Here is a 20,349-nt window from a genome sequence, read left to right on the forward strand (position 1 = left end):
GTTCGTCTGCAAAACCTGGACAAAAGAACCCGAACGCTTCAGGATCAACCCGATCCAGCACACCGTGGGACTAAACAATTAAGCGCATCGAAAATGCCATGGCGACTTTCTTGGCCAAGCGCCGACCTCCTCCGCACATACGTCCAGAACTCGATATTGGCTACCGCTTGAATGGGCAGAGCATCGAAATATTCGAGATTCGCCCGCAGTGGGACAATCCGGCGATCATTCGTGAGCACCCGTTCGCCAAGGCGACCTACGTACGAACTCAAAATCTGTGGAAGGTATTTTGGAAACGCTCTGACCTGAAGTGGCATGGTTACGAGCCTGCCGCAACTGTGAAGTCGATTGATGAATTTCTGGCTGCCGTCGACGCGGATCAGTACTGTTGTTTTTTCGGGTAACCCCCGTCATCTTTGGAAGAAAAATCAGACTCCGATCAACAACCAAGGAGTCAAAGATGGAAACCATCAACAAACGCGAAGCCTGGAACAAGGGAAAACTTGTCGGCCAGAAGCCACCCCTCAAGCCGAAGGACATCTGGGCCATCCGCATCCACCTCCAGAATGCCCATGCAGTCCGCGACCTTGCCATGTTCAACCTGGCTATCGACAGCAAGCTGCGGGGCTGCGATCTCGTCAGTCTGCGGGTCCGCGATATCACCCACGGGAACCAGGTGCTATCCCGCGCCATGGTGATCCAGCGGAAAACGCAGCGGCCAGTGCAGTTTGAACTGACGGAACCGACAAGGACGGCAGTGACGGCATGGCTTGAGAAGTCACGTTTGCGCGGAGATCAGTTTCTGTTCCCGAGCAGGGTAGCAAAGTCGCCACACGTCTCGACACGGCAGTATGCGCGGATCGTGCATCACTGGGCCGAATCAGCCGGTCTGGATTCGTCGGTCTATGGGACGCATTCCATGCGGAGAACCAAGGCAACATTGATCTACAAGCGCACGAAGAATCTGCGGGCCGTTCAGTTGCTACTTGGTCATTCCAAGCTGGAGAGCACCGTTCGTTACCTCGGCATTGAGGTAGACGATGCGCTGGAGATTTCGGAGCAGACTGAAATCTAGCCGGCACCTTGCGGCAGCACGGGGGCACAACCCGTGCGGCCGCTTTTTGGCATCATGTTGTATCCGTGCTACCGGCCACAACCAGCCTGTCGATTTGCGGTAAAGGAACGGCAGCATTGAAAATGCCGAAGGCATTAAATGTAAGCAACTGACGTTGGGGCGCTAGTCGTTCCAAGGGTGGTAGTTGATTCGGGCGGCAGGACGAACGCGCCCCGCAATAGTAGTTCGTTGAAAATGTGGCCACGGCGCGTGAGTATCATCCGTCGGCTGAACGGCAACATGTGCTGATTCACTTTCTGGTAATGTGAGAGTTATTCGATACCGTCCGTTAACTTGCCGACATTGTTTCGCGTGACAACCGAACCCACTTACGCCCGTAGCCTAATCGAGGCGAGTCTTGACCCTTTGGTAACGATCAGCGCCGAGGGCAAGATCACGGACGTCAATACGGCCACGGAAAAAGTCACCGGCGTAAGCAGAGGCAGACTGATCGGTAGTGATTTCGCCGACTACTTCACTGATCCGCAGAAAGCCCGTGAGGGATATCAACAGGTATTCTCGCAGGGTTCCGTGACTGACTACCCGCTGGCAATTCGCCATGCTTCCGGCAAGGTCACGGATGTCCTCTACAACGCCAGCGTATATCGTGACGCCCAAGGCAACGTGCTTGGCGTGTTCGCTGCTGCGCGAGACATCACCGAACGGAAGAAGGCGGAAGAAGCAACCCAAGCCGCATCTCAATACGCCCGTAGCCTAATCGAGGCGAGTCTTGACCCTTTGGTAACGATCAGCGCCGAGGGCAAGATCACGGACGTCAATACGGCCACGGAAAAAGTCACCGGCGTAAGCAGAGGCAGACTGATCGGTAGTGATTTCGCCGACTACTTCACTGATCCGCAGAAAGCCCGTGAGGGATATCAACAGGTATTCTCGCAGGGTTCCGTGACTGACTACCCGCTGGCAATTCGCCATGCTTCCGGCAAGGTCACGGATGTCCTCTACAACGCCAGCGTATATCGTGACGCCCAAGGCAACGTGCTTGGCGTGTTCGCTGCTGCGCGAGACATCACCGAACGGAAGAAGGCGGAAGAAGCACTTGCCGAGTACAGTCGGCAGCTCGAGCAGCGAGCCATTGAACTGGAGTTAGCCAAAAAAGCCGCCGAGGCCGCCAACGTAGCCAAGAGCGCTTTCCTCGCCAACATGAGCCACGAAATCCGAACCCCGATGAACGGTATCATCGGCATGGCCAACATCCTGCGCCGGGAAGGTGTTACCAGCAAACAGAAACATCGCCTCGACGTCATCGACTCCTCTGCCCAGCACCTGTTGTCGGTTATCAACGACGTCCTCGATATTTCTAAGATTGAGGCCGGCAAGTTCTCCTTGAATGAAGCTCCGGTTGTCGTAAGCAGCCTGATGGCTAATGTCAGTTCGATCCTGTCGGATCGAGTTAAAGCCAAGGGTCTCCACCTACTGATCGAAACCGGGCACTTGCCACACAACCTTGTGGGTGACCCGACGCGGCTACAACAGGCGCTGCTCAACTACGCCACAAATGCCGTTAAGTTCACTGAAACAGGCACCGTGACACTGCGTGCTCTCAAACAGGAAGAAATCGACGATTCGGTAATAGTACGCTTCGAGGTAGTGGACACCGGCATAGGCATTCCTCCCGAAACCATGTCGCGACTCTTTACTGCTTTTGAGCAGGCCGACAACTCAATGACCCGCAAGTATGGTGGCACCGGCCTTGGATTGGCCATTACTCAGCGACTGGCCGAATTGATGGGGGGGGGAGTCGGCGCTGAAAGCAAGCCGGGGATGGGCAGCACTTTCTGGTTTACGGTAAACCTAAAAAAGAGCGGCGAGACACTTGAAGCGGCGACGGGAACAGCCTCCGTTGCCGAGGCCGAGCTTCAACAACGCTACGCCGGCAAGCGCATTTTGGTAGTTGATGACGAACCCATAAACCGGGAGGTCGTCGTGATGCATCTTGAAGCGGCCGATCTTGTCGCTGATACAGCGGAGGACGGCGCAGAGGCTGTCCTGATGGCGAGGAAGAACAGCTACGCCGCCATCTTGATGGATATGCAGATGCCGAAACTAAACGGGCTAGAGGCAACGCCAGAGATACGCCAGATTCCCGGTTACCGAGATACACCGATCATCGCCATGACCGCCAACGCATTTGCCGAGGACAAGTCGCAGTGCCTTGCTGCGGGGATGAACGATTTCCTGACCAAGCCATTCAACCCCGATCAGTTTTTTTCAATCTTGCTGCGCTCATTGAGTCAGCGAGACGGCTAGGACTGGTTTGCCTATGACTCCAACAGCGCGGTTAACAGCAACTGACTATGCAAACGACAAAGGTCCGTTTACAGTCTGAAGCAGCCCAATAGCCAACCTGCCTTGACGGACTGGTTTGGGTCGAGAGCGCCAGTTCGACGGAGTAGGTAGCAGACCTTCGAGCCTGATTGGCGTTGACTGGCGGCTTACCTCCACATTGCCGCCCGACACCGGGCAAGCGGCCAACGGCGGCAAAGGCCGACGTGCTGTCAAAGCAGTGATTGCTGCGACTGTTCGGCAATCAGGTTTTCAGCCGGAAACAGTCGCAAGAAATCTCGACTTGCCGATACCGGAGCATTCAACCAATCGTCGTAATCCTGCTCATTTAGAATCACTACCGAGCGCTTTTCGTCATCGGGGTTGTGGAACTGACGCATGAACGGGTGCTGATCCGCGTTTACTGTCAGCATCGTGTAGCTGTGGGTGATATCCCCTGACGGATGGCGTTTCGTCGCCCAGAGACCAGCGATGCCCATCGGCTTGCCATCTGCTCGGGTGATGCGCGTTGGTACTGCCCGGCCACTACGCCAATCCGGTTCGTAGATCGCCTCAGCCGGAATGATGCAATGCTGCGCCAGTCGCCAGGCATCTCGATACGAAGGCTTCTCATGTACCGTTTCCGAGCGGGCGTTATAGGTATTCCGGGCAATGCTTGCGCCCTTGGCCCAATGGGGAATCAGACCGAATGACCCAACCAGTAATTCGCGCAGTGGAACGGCTTCGTCGCCGACATCGGCAAATTCATGCTTGCGCAGAAACGGGCCGAAATACCCCGGCCACAAGCTGGATTTCAGATCAAGCGGCACCTCACTCACGCCGAAGTACGACTTGAGGCGGGCGGGATCGGTTTGCGGATCATAGTGGGCACACATGCGATCCAGCATACCAAAAGAAACCCCTCGGGTTTGGACGCCGAGGGGTTTCGGGACAACCGCGTTATTACTTGGTTGTCGGGGCAGTCAGGGTTGCAGCTTCCTTCTTTTCAGCCTTGTGGCCATGCTTGGCATGCTTATGAGCCGGTTTTGCTGCTTCAGGCTTGGCCGCTTCGACCTTGGCCTCGGTCTTGACAGGTTCAGCGGCCTTCGGTGCTTCAACTTTCTTCTCGGCAGCGGCCGGCGCCGGGGCAACCACCTTGGCTGACGGGGCGGTCGAAGGGGCCGGGGTGGCAGTGCCCTGGGCAAAGGAAGCGGAAGCAAAGCCAGCAGCAACAGTCAGGGCAACGAGGATCTTGGAAACTTGCATTTTGAATCTCCTAAACAGGTAGGTTGTTGTTCATTTTCAGGTGCTGACAACCTTTTGCAGCGCCATGGGCCGAATAACGCGCCGTGTTGCGCCGCCGATGTCAGCAGAAACGTAAGCCTGTGTATCCGCCTATAACCCAGATGTATCGGGCGATTTCACGGGCAGGCAATGCAGTCCAAATGCATACAGTATTGCGCCTTGTTGAGTACTGTACGAATATACAGTTAATCAACAACAAGGAGCCGATCATGATTCGTATCGTCTGCCCACACTGCCATGCCCCATTGGCCGCGAATGAACTGGAACAAGCCCGCGTCGATGGTTGCCTGAGCTTGATCTGTCCGGAGTGCGCATCTGTCCTCCTCTCCGACAAGGAGCGGGAGTATCACACCCTGGCGGAGCATTACCCCGAGATGGCCCATGCCTGAGTTGTCATTACGCCTGGATGATCTGCCGGGTGTCTTCGTTCCTTTGCCCGGCGCACCGCGCCTGGCCTTGCCTATTGACGAGGTGCGGGTCTCCGCCGGCTTTCCGAGTCCTGCCGCTGACTATGCCGACAATCGGCTCGACATCAACGAGTACCTGATTCGCAATCCAGTCTCGACCTTCTTCTTTTCTGTGGAAGGCGATTCCATGCAAGGGGCTGAGATATTCGATGGCGATATTTTGGTGGTCGACAAGAGCATTCGGCCCCGGCATGGACACATTGTTGTTGCCTTCGTCGATGGCGAGCGCCTGGTCAAACGGCTTTACCAGCGCGCTGGCCGGGTTGCCTTGTTGGCCGAGAATCCGAACTATCCCCCCTTGGAAATCCGGGATGGCATGGATCTCCTGATCTGGGGCGTGGTGACAGGCAAGTTCAAACACTTTGGCGCCTGAGCCATGGCCGTGTTTGCCCTGGTCGATTGCAACAACTTCTACGCGTCATGCGAGAAGCTATTCAATCCCAGACTCAAAGATACGCCGGTCGTCGTACTTTCCAATAACGATGGCTGCGTCGTTGCCCGGTCGGCCGAAGTCAAAGCGCTAGGCATTCCGATGGGCGTGCCCTGGTTCAAGATCCAGCAGGAAGCCAAACGCCACGGAATTGTCGCATTCAGTTCCAACTATGCGCTCTACGCCGACATGAGCAATCGGGTGGTCGAGATCCTCTCGTCCTTCTCGCCGAACATTGAGGTGTATAGCATCGACGAGAGCTTTCTCGATCTTTCTGGCTTTGAGCGGATCGGCTACCACGCCTATGGCGTGGATATCCGGCAACGCATTGCCGACTGGCTGGGACTCGCAGTTTGTGTCGGCATCGGCCCCACCAAGACATTGGCCAAGCTGGCCAATCATTGCGCCAAGAAGAAGCTGGCAGGAGAGGCTGGTGTATGTGACTTCACGAGTATTTCCCCATCCGAGCGTTTGGCACTGTTTGAACGGATCGACGTTGGCGAAGTTTGGGGTGTCGGCCGCAAGATTGCCGCCAGACTCGAATCCATGGGCATTATCACCGTTCGGCAATTGCACGATGCCGATGCCGAAACCTTGCGCAGTCGCTTCTCCGTGGTACTGGAACGAACGGTTCGTGAGTTGCGAGGGATCTCCTGCCTTGACCTGGAAGAGGTCGTGCCTGACAAGCAACAGATCATGAGTAGCCGGTCCTTCGGTACCTTGATCTATGAGCGGGCGGAACTCGCGGAGGCGGTGGCCAGCTACATCGCCCGAGCGGCAGAAAAGCTGCGGGCACAGGACGCACTGGCGGGGGCACTGCAGGTCTATATCCGGACCAATATCTTCAAGCCGGAGGTGCCTCAGTATCAACGGGCCATGACCATCCCACTGCCAGAGGCCAGTGCTGACACGCGAGTGCTGACTCAATGGGGGCTACGCCTGTTACGCCGGATTTATCGGCCCGGATATGGCTATCACAAGGCTGGGATCACCTTGATGGAGATTGTGCCTCGGACCAATCAGCAGTTCTCGTTGTTTGTACCGAGCAGCCAAGCGTCAGGTCGCAACGACAAGCTGATGGCGACGCTTGATTCAATCAACGGGAAATATGGACGTGGGGCATTGCGATTGGCGGCGGAAGGAGTGACGAAGCCGTGGCAGATGCGGCGGGGGAATCTATCGCCGCGATATACGACAGACTGGGAAAGTGTTGCCAGGGTTTGGGCACGATAGCGGGCCGAAAATCGACCATATCATAACGGTCGTTGTCCAGATGAGTCGGGGCGGTCAGTAATTTGCCGCTTACCCGCCGTCCGGACTAAAGAGTGTCTAGAAATCTCCGACTGTCACCGTCGAGAAGGAGGAAGCGCCACAATCCTTCGACACGATAGTCGTGCCAGCTCAGGAGGATGGATTCAACGAAGTTTTCCTTGGTGAGGATTGCTGGTACGCAATCAGGATTCAGGCAAAGTACATTCCGCAAATCAAGTACATCGCTGGGTATGTGACAGCCCCAACTTCGGCGATAACCCATATCGCCGAAGTTGCGACGATTACGTCGTATGAGGGCACCGGGAAGTACATCGTGAAATTTAAGGGCCCTGCTGAAAAGATCGGGCCAATCCCTTTGGCTGATGCTGGAATTGGGGCAACGCCAATTCACGAGAAAATACATGTAAGGAAATACGCCATCGAGTGGGTGAATTCGGAGCAGCGAAGCGCGACGAATTCACCACGAGATCAGTCGCCGAAGGCGAATGCATTGCGTCGGATGAAATGCAAAATTCCGTGGCCGTTCGGGAAAAATTGAACGCAATCCCAAAGTTGTATTTGACGGTGATCGGAGGACCATTCGAGGGTTGCGTGCTTCGCACGTGATTTGCGGTAGTTCCTCAGCTTCGCGTTGTCACTACTCGCAAATCAGGTCTTTTTCTTGCAACCGGGGAGGCAGGGGCATTGCCCCGTTTGAGTTTGACCAACTCGCACAACTCCTGTCGGGTTCGCTGCGCTGCCATTGCTGGCGGTGTGTTACGGATCGTGGATGAAAAGTTGAAGAGTAATTCCCAAGCTGACCCATCATCGAGGCCATCCACACGGAATCGCTGAAACTTTGGCCGGCATCACCCGGCAGGCTCGTTATTGCGGCTCCACGCAATCTGTTCCCATCGCTGCCGGTCAGTTAGGGTATGGCTGGCTGAGTCGTCTATCTGCTTGTGTTCGTGCTTGTCTCGACGCTGGACAGGGGTATTTATGTCTAGGGGCGCTAAAATTATCTATCGGCTACGAGATGTCCTATGCAATTTTCATTCTGGTTGATTGGCATTGTGGGGCCAAAAACCTACAGAGAGGTCAGGTGCCTTCAGCTGGTACCGATATGTGTGTTTTAGCATCGTGGCGCTCTGCCGTAACTTGGCCGTTCATCAGAAGTGGCAGTAGCCAGTCACGCAAGGTAGATAGTTCGCGGATTTCCTTTATGTTAAGTCGAATTTTTTCCACGAGCGGGTTAAAGAATGATTGGAAGCTCAATAGGACAGGAGAACCCTTTTCAGGTGTTGCTATGCGGTAGTTTTTCATTACCGACCAATCTGCCCGTGGCATTTTCGAGCCGGTGCTGCCATGTGTTGCAGCTTTAATGAATTTATCGGAAAACACTGTTTCCAGCGCCAGTCCTAATACTTCCTTCGATTTCGGGCGCATGACAATCGTGTCTGTCGAGGTGATACCGTCCATCATCGCTAAGCCTACTTTATGTAAGTAAGGACGGATTTTGCCAAACAGGATATCTCCATCCTGAAATGCGGTCTTATTGCTTGACGCTTGGTCGGCTGTTGACCATGAGGTGATCGCAATACTTTTCCGAGCGATATGCTCTAGGCCTATGTATGGTGTGCTCGCATCGAATGCTTCTGGAATAGCGCCATCCTTGACAATAGAAACCAAATCATCTAGCTGAGTAACTTTCCAATCTGCCGGAATTTTGTTTTTTAGGACATCGTTCCAGGCCATAGTGCCACCGCTGGTCTTGTAAGGACGGCCTAGGTCGTTTGGGAAGTCGAACTGCACAAACCAATATTCGTACATCTCCTTCGCTAACTTCTCCAATTCTGCATTGATGCGGTTGTTGCAGTCGATTTTTTTGTCAATCGAATACAACACATCCCCGATTTTTTGTTGCGCATATTTTTCTTCTGGATGGCGAACAAGAATATTCTCGAACGTTTTTGCCGAAATCCCTGCAACTGTAGAACCAGAATTGTTTCTAAATATCTCTTTTTGTCCAGCTGGCGACTGAAGGTAATACTTTAAGAAAGCTGCATCAATTTTTGAATTTACTCTAAGGGCGTAAAGTCTCTGGCTCAATACTATTTTTTCATCTGAGTCCCACAGCATCACTTGGCCCGAAGGTGCTTCCGAAGTGAGAAGCAAGTCACCTCTCTTAACTTCCTCCTTCATCCACTTTTGGTAAAGTTCTTCGTCGGCGTAATTGATTGAATCCAGTTTGTCTAGGCCACTGAATTTGACGTTATTTGCTGATAATGCTTTGTACCCGTTTTGAGCCCATTCATGCCCCAGCTTTTTCGGTGTTCTTCCGCGATAGTCAATTACCTTTGATAAGCATTTTGATAAAGGTGTTACTTTCCATTTATTGCTCATATGTTAACCCTGCCAACTGCTTCTTGATTATTTTTTCTAGCTTTACTGATTCCTCGAATAGTTCATCAATATTGGCTGTGTGTTTTTTAATTTTTTTTGCGAACTCTGCCGGTGTTAGGTCACTGTATTCAATATCCACTTCGAAATACTGTCCGGCGCTTAGGGAGTAGTTTTTTGCGGCAATGTGCTCATAACTCACCACTACTGAGAAATCCTTCACCAACTGCTTGGCGTTGAATGTGGCGATGATGCGGTCTTCTTCTTCTGTTGATAGAAGTGTCTTCTGGTTCTTTCCATCCTTGACCTTGGTACCGAGACTGGAGGCATCAATTAGCACCACATTGGCTTTGTTGGAGGCGTCAATGAACAGGATGGAAACATTGGTACCGGTGGTGGCAAAGATGTTGCTGGGCATGGAGACCACTCCGGCGAGCATCTTGTTATCGACTAGATGCTGACGGATACCTTTGTCGATGCCGCTTTGTGCTGTGATAAAACCGGTAGGGACTACCACAGCTGCTTTGCCCCCCGGTTTGAGGGAGTAAATGATGTGCTGGAGGAAGAGCTGATAGATAGCCATCTTATCGACGGCCTGTTTTGGAATATTCGGCACTCCGGCAAAGAAGCGTTCTTGATGCTCCTTGGTATCCAATTCATTCCGAAAATCTGAAAAATCCATCTTGAAAGGTGGATTGCTGACGATGTAATCGAACTTTTTGAGCGCTTTTCCCTCCCGGTGGTAGGGGTGGAGCATGGTATTGCCCTGGATGATGTTGGGGATGGAATGCACCAGGTTGTTCAGGATCAGATTCAGACGCAACAGGCTGGATGATTTTTGCGAGATGTCCTGCGAGTAGATCGAACAGCGCAGCTCGCCGATGGCGTGGGCGATGTTCATCAACAACGTGCCGGATCCCGCTGAGGGGTCGTAGCAGCTCACGTTGCTGATTTTTCCGCGTACCGAATCAGGCACCAGGATTGCGGCCATGATCTTGGCTACTGCGTGCGGGGTGTAGTACTCGGCGTATTTGCCGCCGCTGTCTTTGTTGTAGTCCTTGATCAGGTACTCAAACAGAGCGGCGTAAAAGTCATACTTCACGCTGAATATCCGCTCAAAACTGAAGTCGCCTAGTTTGTTGATGATGGCTCGACAAAAATCATCGCGCTTGGACGGGTCGGTGATGAATTCGCTGACCCGATCGAACAGCGTAACCTTGGCTCCACCATCAGTTTTGACGGCGAAGATGTCGTTGTTAGTGATTGCGATGTCACGCAGCGTGTCGTCAAACAGCTTGGCGAATTCGGGCGCGTTCTGCCTTCCAAACAGATGGGCGATGAAGTGCTCTGGTTTGAGGCGGGCGGTATCTGGACCCATCTGCATTTGCAGCATTTCCAGCTCGTCAGCGCTTAAATCAGATATGGCTGCTTCCCAGCTTTCAGTTTTGACAAGTTCTGGCCGAATTTTCTTGGCTTCGAACGCGAATTTGTCGTTGAGAAACTTGTAGAGGAATACCTGTGTGATGATCTTGAACTCGTTGCCATCGTTTCCTAAACCATAGGTGGCGCAAATGGCCTTGAGGCTGTCAATAAGTTCGCGGGTGCGTTGCTCAAACTGCTGAGTTACCAAACTGTGTACTCCTAAACTGCTGCCCTGAAGCCCTCACGGCCTCCGGCTGAAAATTCATTCATGTATTCGGCTACCACCAACTGATTGATCGTTCGGGTGGCATCGGGTGTTAGCTTGATGCGCTGGCGGGTGTAAAACTCACCAATCACGATGGGTTGCATCATCCGCTCAAAGTAGGTCTCATTGGCTAACAACTGGGTATTTTGCAACACTTGCTCGTCTGCCAGTGCTTTGACGCTTACCAGGGCATCAAAAAGGTGGCGCTCGGTCTGAGTGACATTGCCACGCTCCTGCAGGCGCTTGTGAATACGGGTGTATTTCGCATCACCTCGATATTTGGCACGTAGCAGATTGTTCTGGCGATTCAGCTCTTTGACCTTGTCATGGATAGCGTTTAGCGCTCCGATGTTGGCGGTCATCTCCTCTTGACTGACTTCGTTCAGTTTTTTCTTCTTGAATAGCCGCTCAAGCTCCTCGCGCAGGGTGACGAACTTGAGGTCTTGTTGATCGAAGTTTTCGGCAAGCGCTTCACGGGTCTGGCGCAGAGTATTTTTCAGCTTGTCGGCCAGTACCAGTTCTTCTTCCTTGATCTTGACGAACTTGAACAGCACGTCTTCCAGCGCGACATTGAGCAGATTGCTGGTGTCGGTTGCTGATTCGATGCTCTCCTTCAAGTTGAGCAGGTCGAGATGGTTGCAGGTTTCGCGGTAGAGCTGGTTGAGTTTGTGGAAATCAAGCTGCTGCAACAGCGTGTAATCGCCTTGTAGGCGGATCAAGTTGTAGAGGTTACGGGCATCCGCCAAGGCCTTCTTGAGTGCCAGTACGGCAGTACGGTCCTGCATCTGGCTTATCTGGCGGGAGAACTCTTCGGCGTTTTCAGTATTGAAGCTGAACAGGATGTCCTTGATGGCCTCGATTTCTTGCTCGATTTCCTCTGCTGACTTGAACAGATTCGAGTAGTGCTCGATTTCATCGCCCAGTTCGGATTGCAGTTCGTCGAAGTAATCCTTGTTTGTCTTATCGAATTCCTTACGGATATCCGCAAAATCCACCACATAGCCGTAGCGGAAGTCCTTGTAGGTGCGATTCACGCGGGTTAGGGCTTGCAACAGGTTGTGCGCCTTGATGATGCGGCCGAGGTACAGCTTTTTCAGACGCTTGGCATCAAATCCGGTGAGTAGCATGTTGTAGACAAACAAGAGGTCGATCTTGCCTGCCTTGAAGTCTTCCACCCATTGTTTTCGCTCGTTTTTGCTGCCTACGTCGTGCAGGATCAAGGCGGCGCATTTGACACGGTATTCCTGCTGGATTTTGGCCGTGTAGCTCTCAGGCTCTGCTACGCATTTCAATGGGTGATCCGGGTCCTGCGATGTGTTCGCTGGTGAAGGTTGAGTTGCATAGACAGTGTTGAATATGTCGAACATCTGCCGGGCCTGTTCGGCACTGTCGCAAATGACCATGCCACCAATACTTCCGTCGCCCAAAGCACTACGGCTTTTCTCAAAATCACGCACGATGTAATCGAGCATGGGTTCGACAAACTTTGGATGTGAATAGATCAGTTTTCGATCAACGTCACCCTGCTGAAGCTTGACGGCTGCTAGCGCTTCTTGCAGCGAGAGTTTGTAGTTGGTGACGATCTCTTCACGGATGAGGCGAAGAGTGTAGCCATCGGAAATAGAGGCGTTGTAGTAGTACTTGTGGATGTAATCGCCAAACAACGAACGTGAGTTGTAGTCGTCGCCCAGAAGCGGCGTGCCTGTGAGCCCGATCTTGATTGCATTACGGTCTGATTGGCTGAGGTTGGCCAGGAAGCTACCCTCTGGGTTGTAGCTACGGTGCACCTCATCAAGGAAATAGACGCGCTGGATGCTGAAGTCGTAATCCTCAGCACGAACCACATCGGGGTCGTCCTGGAACTTCTGAATATTGACGACCGTTATTTCAGGTTTGCCACTGTGGTTGTGCAGTACCTGTGTGGTCTTGATGTCTCGGGCAAAAGCGTCACGACTATCAATGGTATGTACGACCAGACCACGGCTAGAAAACTCGCGCTGCGCTTGAATGAGCAGATCGAGACGATCAACAATGAAGTAGAACTTGGGGATGATTCCTTGTTGCTGGAAGTAATCCGTCAGGAAGCGGGTGTTGTAATACGCCAGCGCTGTTTTTCCGCTCCCTTGCGTGTGCCAGATGATGCCCTTCTTAACCCCTGCGTTTAGTTTCTTCTCGATGGCTTTGGTTGCAAACAGCTGGGGATAGCGCATGACATGCTTCTGTAGGCCATCCGTTTCATTTACGTAGGCCAGCGCAAAGCGCAGCAGGAACGACAGGCGATCACGGCTGAACAGCGAAGTGCAAATGCGGTTGGTCGGAGTATCAGGCGCTTTATTACTTAGAAACTCGGGACTGTGTTTGATGACATTGAGGTTGTTGTCACGTAGCACTTCGTTTTCGATGGCGTCATCTTCCTCCCTAAGGAGTTGGGTGAGGTCCAGCGTCTCCACCTCAAGATCTTCACGGAAATAGTTGAAGACTGGTGAGTCATACGAAGGGCTGGCGTAAAACGCACCCTCGATAGGCTGTGGCGAGCCATCGTCGTACTCCATGTTGTTGGAGAAGACCATCAGCTGTGTGATGTTGATGAACCGGCGAAAACGTGGATTTCGACTGCGTGTGATGATGCGGTTACGCTCGGCCAATACACCCTCTCGGTTGTTTGGCTTCTTGACTTCGATAAACGCGAGCGGCATTCCGTTTATCAGCAGCGTGATATCCGGGCGGAATTCGTCATCGCCGTTCTTGCAGGTCAATTCGGTGACAACATGAAAGCTGTTATTCGAAAAATCCTTGAAGTCGATCAACTTGATCCCTGATCGCTCAGTGAGTTTTTCGTAAAAGACCTTGCCGAGGTCCTCGTTGTCGAGCGATAGCTTTACGTCAATCAAAAGGCGTTCGATGTCGTCGCTATCTATCGACGGGTTGATCCGTGCAATGGCGCTGCGGAACAGCTCAGGGAAGATGTTGGTTTCCTCATCCCACTTGGTGTCCTTTAGGGATAGGTAGCTGTAGCCAAGCCTGATCAAATGCAGAATGCAGGGAATCTTGACCCTTGAGTCTTCACTGAAAACCATCTGCTGTACTCCTCCCTGTTACTTTTTATGGGGCATGACCATGTCAAAGTGGTAATAATGCCATGCTTACATAGGAGCAGCCCTGCCAGGGGCGTGCAAGAGGTGATCTATCGTATGAAAATGACCGTCGTTGCTGGATTTTTGTTGTTTTCACTCTCCGCATTCGCCGATGTGGCAGGCGTTGTCGTGGGCGTTGCAGACGGTGATACCGTCACGGTGCTTGATGCCGACAAGACCCAACACAAGGTTCGCATTGCCGGAATCGATGCTCCCGAAAAGGCTCAACCATTCGGACAGCGGGCCAAGGAACGGATGAGCACCTTGGTATTCGGGAAAGAGGTACGCCTTGAAGGCGATAAACAGGATCGCTACGGTCGAACTGTAGCAAAGGTATGGGTGTCACCACCGGATTGCCAGCGTTGCCCCAAAACTCTCGATGCTGGACTCGCCGTGCTGACATCCGGTCTTGCGTGGCATTACAAGAAATACCAGAACGAGCAGAGCCCTGAGGACCGCGAGCGTTACACTTTTGCCGAGGACGAAGCACGATCAAAACGGGCTGGCCTCTGGTTGGAGGGCAATCCTGTACCACCTTGGGAGTGGCGAAAATCCAGGCGCTTTGGTGGTGAGCAGAATGCGAACAGGTAGTGACAAAACAATAGAGGGGCATCGCTGATGCCCCTCTATTGTTTTGTTTGGCCTGATCTCGCGAGATCAGGCAGATTTGGCCGCTTTCTTTGCCTTTCGACGGCAGTTGTACCAGTAGGTAACAGCGCCTTTCTCGGTAAGCGTTGCGCCCTGGACGAAGGCAGCGATAAGCGCGCAGTTCAATTAACTCAGGAAGCTGCCTAACTGGGCGATGGGAATCGTAGCCATGTCGCGTTGATTTCACTGAATTAGGCTGCGGTAAATAAAAGTTCATGCAACATCAATGTTAAGAGGGATGATTTGAGCCCCCGCTTTCAGTTTTTCCAAGTAGTCCGCCCACAACTGCATCATGGCTCTTCTTTCTTTCAGAAACTTGGTGCGGTTATAAGCGGTGCCGAGGGCATCAGCGACTTGGTGAGCTAATTGGTGTTCAATGACTTCCGGTTTGATGTGTAGCTCTTCGTGCAGAATGGTTCGGGCCATTGCTCGAAAGCCATGTCCGGTAATTTCGGTTTTGGTGTCGTAGCCCATCCGGCGCAGAGCTGCGTTAATTGCTGCGTCGCTCATGGGGCGTTGGGGGTCGCGTCCGGGAAAAACGTAGCGGCCATGGCCGGTTAGAGCATGTAGTTCTTGCAAAATGGCAATGGATTGAGAAGCAAGTGGAACTAAATGCTGTGTTTTGGTTTTTGTGATGAAGTAACGCCATTCTCCCTTTTCCAAGTTGAAGCCGCCCCATTCCGCCTTTCGCAGTTCTCCTGGGCGCACAAACAGTAATGGGGCTAACAATAGTGCGCAGCGAACAACGAATGTGCCTTTAAAGCCATCGATTGCGCGCAGTAGTTCAGCGACACTCTTTGGGTCTGTGATGGAGGGAAGGTTCTCCGTTTTTGGGGCTGGAATTGCACCTTTTAGGTCGGGGCATGGATCGCGCTCGGCCCGGCCTGTAGCAATCGCATAGCGGAAGCACTGGCTGATTTCGCTCTTTGCTTTGTGGGCGGTATAACGAGCTCCGCGAGCATCAATTCGACGGAGCACCGCTAGTACTTCGGGAGCAGTGATTTCGGCAATAGGGCGCTTTCCCATCCAGGGGAAAACATCTTTTTCAAGGCGAGCCAGCGCTTTTTTGTATTGTGCCTCTTCGATATTGCTGCGTTTGTTCTCCAGCCATTCGCGGCAAATGATCTCAAAGCTATTTGCATTGAGGGCTGCCCGGGTGGCTTTTGCCGCTTTGCGTTGTGCGCCAGGGTCGACGCCATCGGCCAGAAGCTTACGTGCTGCGTCACGCCGTTCTCTTGCATCCTTGAGGCTAATCTCCGGATAGACCCCCACGGATAGGGTTTTGCGCTTGCCGTCAAAGCGGTAATCAAGCCTCCACCACTTTGAACCGTTGGTGTTGAGCAGCAAATAGAGGCCGCCACCATCGGTCATCTTGATGGATTTTTCTTGTGGCTTTGCGGTTCGAATTCCGATGTCGGTAAGTGCCATGACGGTAACCTTCGTTGGCGGTAGGTGAGTTACCGTCAATCCTACCGTCAGTTACCGTTGGATTTCAATACACTACTTTGGACTGCGCTAGACGTAAAAAAGGCTGGAAACCCTTTGTATATCGTGGTTTCCAGCCTTTTTTGGACTTCTTTAGACTAATTCTTGGTGCCCGGGACGGGAATCGAACCCGTACGCCTTTCGGCTCCGGATTTTAAGTCCGGTATGTCTACCAATTTCATCACCCGGGCCAGGGTGAACACGCAGTCAGTCCGTGCTGAATCTCGGGGAAGTGCTGTGGCTGCGTGTGGTCGCAGCGCGCTGCAGGGCGCGCGCGAGGCGTGATTCTAGCAATGCACGGCAGATTTGGGCAGCTTTTAAAGGGGTTAAGTTTGAGTGTGTTTTGCCGATAGCAGGATCAGTACGTATCAAGCGCAGAGGAATGAGCGTGAAACTGATCTATCGCAGCGAGCACTATTGCATTGTTGATTATCCGGCCCATGAGGCGGTTGAGTTGCTCGACAAGCAGGGATTCCGCTCGTGTTTTCTGAGTGGGGCGGCGGCGCGTCTGTTTCAGCAGGAAATGGCGCTGGCCGGTTCCGATCCCTCGCAGGATGCAGGGCTGGATGCATTGCTCAGCCGTTATTGTGTTGATGCGGCACGTCCCATCCTCTTTCACTGACGTGGTAGAATGCGGGCCGGTTTAGATTAACTGAGGAATGCGGCCAAAATGGGTGACGTGAATAGCAGCTACGTTTCGGATCACACGAAGTGGATGAACGACATGCTGGAAAAGAATCCGGCTTGGGTTGAGGATCAAAAGGCTGGTCGCGCCATGTGGTGGGACAAGAAGCAGGATGTCGATACGACGACGCGTCAGGCTGAGTCCAAGGTTGCACAAAAACCCTACCCGTACGATGTAAACTTCTACGGCGAGTGATACTCGCTTGATCCGGCGCCTTGGCGCTGGGTAGTCATCAAACCCCCGCGAGTCGGGGGTTTTGTTTTTTCAGCACCCGCTGTTTTTCGGTTCCGGATTGGTGTCCGGGCGATCTGGCGCTCTTGCTGACCGGCATGCCCTGGTTCTGCCTACTCCGCAGGATCGTTTTGGCGATCTTTCGCCTGGCGGGCTGGCATGGATATGAAACGGGGCGTGTCAAAACAGCAGGCGTAAAAAAAGCCCCCGGGAACGGGGGCTTTTCTTGTGGCAAGGTACCAGGGGTACCTCAGCCTCGCTGAAGGCCAATTACTTGGCGGCTTCGGCCGGCTTGGCTTCAGCAGCCGGGGCAGCAGCCGGGGCAGCGGCTTCAGCCGGCTTGGCTTCAGCAGCCGGGGCAGCAGCCGGAGCGGCAGCCGGGGCCGGAGCAGCAGCCGGTTCTTCCTTCTTACCGCAAGCGGTCAGGGCCAGGGCGAGCAGAGCAGCAGCGAGGATAGACTTGTTCATGGGGTTTTTCCTTATCGATAAGAAACAAAAAAGCTAATAGACTGGGAGATCAGGAGCGACCTAATCAGCCAAAGATTATAGCAAAGCTTACGCGTCATGTAAGCTAATTGTTGCGCTGCATTATGGTGTTTGTGTAACAGCCAATTTACAAATCACAAACCCAGCGTGCTCCGGCGAATGGCTTCGCCCGATTGCATTCGGATTTCATCAAAACGCCCGCCATAGCCGCGGATTTCTCCGGGTTCATCGATCAGCAACTTGCAGCGGGGCTGATTGGTCTCGAAGCGGATGACTGCATGCTCACGGTCTGCAATGAGCAAGCTGTCTCGAAGGTGTGCCAATTCCGGCCCGCTTTGCTGCACTGCACAGACATGGCTGTAAGTTTCCATCAACTGTAATAGGCGTGGGTGCTGGTTGAGCAGCAAGGTGGCATCGCGGACGATCAGGCTCAAGCGCATGCCGTTGCCCGGGCTACGCAGCAGGCGCTCGATTTGGGTGATTTGCGCTGGGGCATCCAGCTTCAGCCAGGCGAGGTCCTGATCGTAGATTTCGAGATGAGATGCCGCCAGGCCGATAACCTGCCAGGCTGCCTGTTGATAGTCGCTCCAGGTGGTGAAGAGGTCTCTGCTCATGATGTGCGATGCAGTGTGGCGGGGTCGTATGAATGGCTAGGCAGTCTTGTTGATCCAGTTTGCGATCAGGGTGTGTAGCTGGCCGGGATCAACCGGCTTGCAAATATGTTCGTTCATGCCTGCCGCGATGCAGGCCGCACGGTCTTCTTCAAAAGCATTCGCGGTCATGGCGAGGATTGGCGTGTTGCGGTTGTACGAGTCCTGGCGAATGGCTTGCGTTGCCTTGATGCCATTGATGTTGGGCATTTGCATGTCCATGAAGATCAGGGCATAGCTGCGTTGCCGTGCAAATGCGATGGCTTCTGCGCCATCCTTGGCAACGTCTACCGAGAGGCCGATGTCTTCCAGCAGGCAGCGTGATACTTCCTGATTGAGGGGCTCATCTTCCGCGAGCAGAACGCGGTAACCCGCAAAGGCGGTGGAAAGGGGACTGGCAGCAGTACTGTCAGGTGCATGCAGATTTCCGTCTGTGCTGGACACCGGGTGCTCGAAAGGCATCTCGAACCAGAAGGTGCTGCCCAACCCCGGCATGCTGTCTAGCCCGATTCGTCCCCCCATCAACTCGACCAGCCGTTTGCTGATGGCTAGTCCCAAACCGCTGCCGCCATATTTTCTGGTCATGCTGCTGTCGGATTGCTCGAAGGCTTGAAAGAGCCTGTGCTGCGCATCCGGCGGGATGCCAATCCCGGTATCCCGGACTTCAAAGCGAATGGTCAGTGCCTGCGGTGTGTCCTTGAGCATGTGGGCAGACAAGGTCACGCTGCCGTGTTCGGTAAATTTGATGGCATTGCCCACCAGATTCAACAAAATCTGGTCGAGCCGCAGCGCGTCACCGATCAGTGGCGTACGGGCCAGGCTTTCCGTCATGCTGAAAACAAGCTGAAGGTGCTTTTCCTCTGCTTTGTGAGCAAGCGTGTTGCCCAGTGTTTCGATCGAATCGGCCAATGTGAGCGGCTGACGCTGGAGGATCATGCGCTCGGCGTCGATTTTCGAGAGGTCGAGAATGTCGTTGAGAATCCGCATCAGGTGGGCTGCTGCGCGTTGTGCTTTCTCGAGTTGGTCCTGGCTTTTGGGGTCGCGGATGTTGCGCCGGACGAGCCCGATCATGCCGAGTACGCCATTCATCGGCGTGCGCAGTTCATGGCTCATGTTGGCCAGAAAACTGCTCTTGGCTCGGTTGGCTGCTTCGGCGGCCTCTTTCGCCTGATGCAGCGAGAGTTCGTTGGCACGCAAGCGGAGATTGTCACTTTTGATCGCCTGAACCAGGCGCCACATGGCTGCGGCTGTCAGGGCGCCCAGCACCCAAACCAGTAGCCGGAGTCGGAATGCCCATGCCTCTGCGGTCTGAACCTCGGTCATGGTGCGTTGCGCCACCAGGGAATTGAATTCGCTAATCGGACGCATGATGCGCGCCTTGGCTTCGCGGTAAGCCGTGTCGTTGAGCATGCCGATGGCGCGCATGCGCTCGGCCTGGCTGGGGGCGTTGTCGATGATGCGCATGGCGGCAAATTCCGTGGCGGTGAGCGCGTCGGAATGGGTGGCCGCTTCGCTGAGTTTGGCAAATTCGTCCTGTGTGAAACCGGCTTTGCTCATGAGCTCAAGCAGGGCGATGGCCTCGCCGGCCGGGCGGGGGCGTTGGTCCTGGTCATTGACCAGATCCCAGTAGACATTCCAGTAGTTGAGCGGACGTGGCTGCTTGCCGTTGCGGATGTCGAGGATTTCCTGGTAGTGCTGCTTGTATCTGGGGAGCCCGGTCGTCACATAGGCATTGACCATGCGGCTCAGATCGTCTGAGGATTGACGCAGTTCGTCAGACAGCAGAAACGAGATCTGGCGCTTGTCATTGGCCTGGTCGATGGATTTTTCCGCCTGGACGTAGGCCACAAAGGCTACGGCGAGCAGGCAAACGGCCGCAATCGCAAGCCAGAGCCGGCGCGTTGTGTCTTTCTGATCTGTCTCGTGGGCTAAGCTGTGCATTCGTCTTGAGGGGCGTTTGTCGGTCGGTTGCACTTGAAACAATCATACCGCGCGCCATCTCGGCGTAGTGAATTTGCACGGTATGGACCGGACCTCGTCCGGCGAAGGTGCTTTGGGTGATGGCTCACGCAACACGTCGCCGCAGAGGATTG

19 protein-coding genes and 1 tRNA gene are annotated in these 20,349 nt (G+C 53.7%); 10 read left to right on the top strand and 10 right to left on the bottom strand.

Going from position 1 to position 20,349, the window contains the following annotated elements:
* The first annotated feature begins 98 nt into the window (after nucleotides 1-98).
* From AACO21_RS11200 to AACO21_RS11210, 3 genes are all read left to right on the top strand, one after another.
* Nucleotides 99-404 carry a DUF3024 domain-containing protein gene (locus AACO21_RS11200; protein WP_346192601.1) on the top strand — a complete coding sequence of 102 codons (306 nt, stop codon included), beginning with the start codon at nucleotides 99-101 and terminating at the stop codon, nucleotides 402-404.
* 56 nt (nucleotides 405-460) lie between these two features.
* Complete coding sequence (locus tag AACO21_RS11205; RefSeq protein WP_346192602.1) at nucleotides 461-1,075, top strand: tyrosine-type recombinase/integrase; 615 nt, start codon at nucleotides 461-463, stop codon at nucleotides 1,073-1,075.
* Between the two features lie 351 nt (nucleotides 1,076-1,426).
* Nucleotides 1,427-3,382 carry a PAS domain S-box protein gene (locus tag AACO21_RS11210; RefSeq protein ID WP_346192603.1) on the top strand — a complete coding sequence of 652 codons (1,956 nt, stop codon included), beginning with the start codon at nucleotides 1,427-1,429 and terminating at the stop codon, nucleotides 3,380-3,382.
* Between the two features lie 248 nt (nucleotides 3,383-3,630).
* On the opposite strand, the gene AACO21_RS11215 is transcribed toward AACO21_RS11210, so the two are convergent.
* Nucleotides 3,631-4,305 (bottom strand): SOS response-associated peptidase, encoded by a 675-nt coding sequence (locus AACO21_RS11215; protein WP_346192604.1) that lies wholly within the window; start codon nucleotides 4,303-4,305, stop codon nucleotides 3,631-3,633.
* Nucleotides 4,306-4,360: 55 nt separating this feature from the next.
* Entirely contained in the window at nucleotides 4,361-4,663 is a 303-nt protein-coding gene (locus AACO21_RS11220; RefSeq protein WP_346192605.1) for an amine oxidase, read from the bottom strand.
* A 248-nt stretch (nucleotides 4,664-4,911) separates the two neighbouring features.
* Here AACO21_RS11220 and AACO21_RS11225 point away from each other — a divergent pair, with 248 nt between their 5' ends.
* The 4 genes from AACO21_RS11225 (at nucleotide 4,912) to AACO21_RS11240 (ending at nucleotide 7,409) form a co-directional block, all read left to right on the top strand.
* Entirely contained in the window at nucleotides 4,912-5,091 is a 180-nt protein-coding gene (locus AACO21_RS11225) for a hypothetical protein (RefSeq protein ID WP_346192606.1), read from the top strand.
* On the top strand, nucleotides 5,084-5,542 hold the full coding sequence (umuD, locus tag AACO21_RS11230; protein ID WP_346192607.1) for a translesion error-prone DNA polymerase V autoproteolytic subunit: 459 nt from the start codon (nucleotides 5,084-5,086) through the stop codon (nucleotides 5,540-5,542). Before AACO21_RS11225 ends, umuD begins: the two co-directional genes overlap by 8 nt.
* A 3-nt stretch (nucleotides 5,543-5,545) precedes the next feature.
* Entirely contained in the window at nucleotides 5,546-6,832 is a 1,287-nt protein-coding gene (locus AACO21_RS11235; protein WP_346192608.1) for a Y-family DNA polymerase, read from the top strand.
* 160 nt (nucleotides 6,833-6,992) lie between these two features.
* Complete coding sequence (locus AACO21_RS11240) at nucleotides 6,993-7,409, top strand: hypothetical protein (protein WP_346192609.1); 417 nt, start codon at nucleotides 6,993-6,995, stop codon at nucleotides 7,407-7,409.
* A 539-nt stretch (nucleotides 7,410-7,948) separates the two neighbouring features.
* On the opposite strand, the gene AACO21_RS11245 is transcribed toward AACO21_RS11240, so the two are convergent.
* The 3 genes from AACO21_RS11245 to AACO21_RS11255 are packed head-to-tail and all read right to left on the bottom strand — an operon-like array spanning nucleotide 7,949 to nucleotide 14,014.
* Entirely contained in the window at nucleotides 7,949-9,253 is a 1,305-nt protein-coding gene (locus tag AACO21_RS11245) for a restriction endonuclease subunit S (RefSeq protein WP_346192610.1), read from the bottom strand.
* Nucleotides 9,243-10,880 carry a class I SAM-dependent DNA methyltransferase gene (locus AACO21_RS11250; protein ID WP_346192611.1) on the bottom strand — a complete coding sequence of 546 codons (1,638 nt, stop codon included), beginning with the start codon at nucleotides 10,878-10,880 and terminating at the stop codon, nucleotides 9,243-9,245. Before AACO21_RS11250 ends, AACO21_RS11245 begins: the two co-directional genes overlap by 11 nt.
* A gap of 11 nt (nucleotides 10,881-10,891) precedes the next feature.
* Nucleotides 10,892-14,014, bottom strand: a complete 3,123-nt coding sequence (locus AACO21_RS11255; protein ID WP_346192612.1) for a type I restriction endonuclease — start codon at nucleotides 14,012-14,014, stop codon at nucleotides 10,892-10,894.
* A gap of 114 nt (nucleotides 14,015-14,128) precedes the next feature.
* Here AACO21_RS11255 and AACO21_RS11260 point away from each other — a divergent pair, with 114 nt between their 5' ends.
* Nucleotides 14,129-14,662, top strand: coding sequence for a thermonuclease family protein (locus AACO21_RS11260; protein ID WP_346192613.1), 534 nt, complete (start codon nucleotides 14,129-14,131; stop codon nucleotides 14,660-14,662).
* Between the two features lie 270 nt (nucleotides 14,663-14,932).
* Here the strand turns inward: AACO21_RS11260 and AACO21_RS11265 are convergent, their stop codons facing one another.
* Nucleotides 14,933-16,147 (bottom strand): integrase arm-type DNA-binding domain-containing protein, encoded by a 1,215-nt coding sequence (locus tag AACO21_RS11265; RefSeq protein ID WP_346192614.1) that lies wholly within the window; start codon nucleotides 16,145-16,147, stop codon nucleotides 14,933-14,935.
* Nucleotides 16,148-16,310: 163 nt separating this feature from the next.
* Nucleotides 16,311-16,395: transfer RNA gene (locus tag AACO21_RS11270), tRNA-Leu, on the bottom strand.
* A 197-nt stretch (nucleotides 16,396-16,592) separates the two neighbouring features.
* Between AACO21_RS11270 and AACO21_RS11275 the strand changes: the two genes are divergently transcribed.
* Together AACO21_RS11275 and AACO21_RS11280 are read left to right on the top strand one after the other, a co-directional pair.
* Entirely contained in the window at nucleotides 16,593-16,826 is a 234-nt protein-coding gene (locus AACO21_RS11275) for a DUF3567 family protein (RefSeq protein WP_346192615.1), read from the top strand.
* Between the two features lie 48 nt (nucleotides 16,827-16,874).
* Nucleotides 16,875-17,084, top strand: a complete 210-nt coding sequence (locus tag AACO21_RS11280; RefSeq protein WP_346192616.1) for a DUF3460 family protein — start codon at nucleotides 16,875-16,877, stop codon at nucleotides 17,082-17,084.
* Nucleotides 17,085-17,390: 306 nt separating this feature from the next.
* Here AACO21_RS11280 and AACO21_RS11285 read toward each other — a convergent pair whose 3' ends face one another.
* The 3 genes from AACO21_RS11285 to AACO21_RS11295 form a co-directional block, all read right to left on the bottom strand.
* Nucleotides 17,391-17,588, bottom strand: coding sequence for a hypothetical protein (locus AACO21_RS11285; protein ID WP_346192617.1), 198 nt, complete (start codon nucleotides 17,586-17,588; stop codon nucleotides 17,391-17,393).
* Between the two features lie 152 nt (nucleotides 17,589-17,740).
* Nucleotides 17,741-18,220, bottom strand: a complete 480-nt coding sequence (locus AACO21_RS11290; protein WP_346192618.1) for a hypothetical protein — start codon at nucleotides 18,218-18,220, stop codon at nucleotides 17,741-17,743.
* 36 nt (nucleotides 18,221-18,256) lie between these two features.
* A complete protein-coding gene (locus AACO21_RS11295; protein WP_346192619.1) occupies nucleotides 18,257-20,197 on the bottom strand; it encodes an ATP-binding protein in 1,941 nt (646 codons plus the stop codon).
* Between the last annotated feature and the right edge of the window lie 152 nt (nucleotides 20,198-20,349).

Origin of the sequence: Dechloromonas sp. ZS-1 (assembly GCF_039649255.1) — a bacterium.
Classification (GTDB): Bacteria; Pseudomonadota; Gammaproteobacteria; order Burkholderiales; family Rhodocyclaceae; genus Azonexus.

Coding starts and splice junctions, on each gene's coding strand:
- AACO21_RS11290 (WP_346192618.1), bottom strand. CDS start 18,220: ATGAGCAGAGACCTCTTCACCACCTGGAGCGACTATCAACAGGCAGCC.
- AACO21_RS11215 (WP_346192604.1), bottom strand. CDS start 4,305: ATGCTGGATCGCATGTGTGCCCACTATGATCCGCAAACCGATCCCGCC.
- umuD (WP_346192607.1), top strand. CDS start 5,084: ATGCCTGAGTTGTCATTACGCCTGGATGATCTGCCGGGTGTCTTCGTT.
- AACO21_RS11205 (WP_346192602.1), top strand. CDS start 461: ATGGAAACCATCAACAAACGCGAAGCCTGGAACAAGGGAAAACTTGTC.
- AACO21_RS11255 (WP_346192612.1), bottom strand. CDS start 14,014: ATGGTTTTCAGTGAAGACTCAAGGGTCAAGATTCCCTGCATTCTGCAT.
- AACO21_RS11265 (WP_346192614.1), bottom strand. CDS start 16,147: ATGGCACTTACCGACATCGGAATTCGAACCGCAAAGCCACAAGAAAAA.
- AACO21_RS11225 (WP_346192606.1), top strand. CDS start 4,912: ATGATTCGTATCGTCTGCCCACACTGCCATGCCCCATTGGCCGCGAAT.
- AACO21_RS11285 (WP_346192617.1), bottom strand. CDS start 17,588: ATGAACAAGTCTATCCTCGCTGCTGCTCTGCTCGCCCTGGCCCTGACC.
- AACO21_RS11220 (WP_346192605.1), bottom strand. CDS start 4,663: ATGCAAGTTTCCAAGATCCTCGTTGCCCTGACTGTTGCTGCTGGCTTT.
- AACO21_RS11235 (WP_346192608.1), top strand. CDS start 5,546: ATGGCCGTGTTTGCCCTGGTCGATTGCAACAACTTCTACGCGTCATGC.
- AACO21_RS11295 (WP_346192619.1), bottom strand. CDS start 20,197: ATGCACAGCTTAGCCCACGAGACAGATCAGAAAGACACAACGCGCCGG.
- AACO21_RS11245 (WP_346192610.1), bottom strand. CDS start 9,253: ATGAGCAATAAATGGAAAGTAACACCTTTATCAAAATGCTTATCAAAG.
- AACO21_RS11260 (WP_346192613.1), top strand. CDS start 14,129: ATGAAAATGACCGTCGTTGCTGGATTTTTGTTGTTTTCACTCTCCGCA.
- AACO21_RS11280 (WP_346192616.1), top strand. CDS start 16,875: ATGGGTGACGTGAATAGCAGCTACGTTTCGGATCACACGAAGTGGATG.
- AACO21_RS11200 (WP_346192601.1), top strand. CDS start 99: ATGGCGACTTTCTTGGCCAAGCGCCGACCTCCTCCGCACATACGTCCA.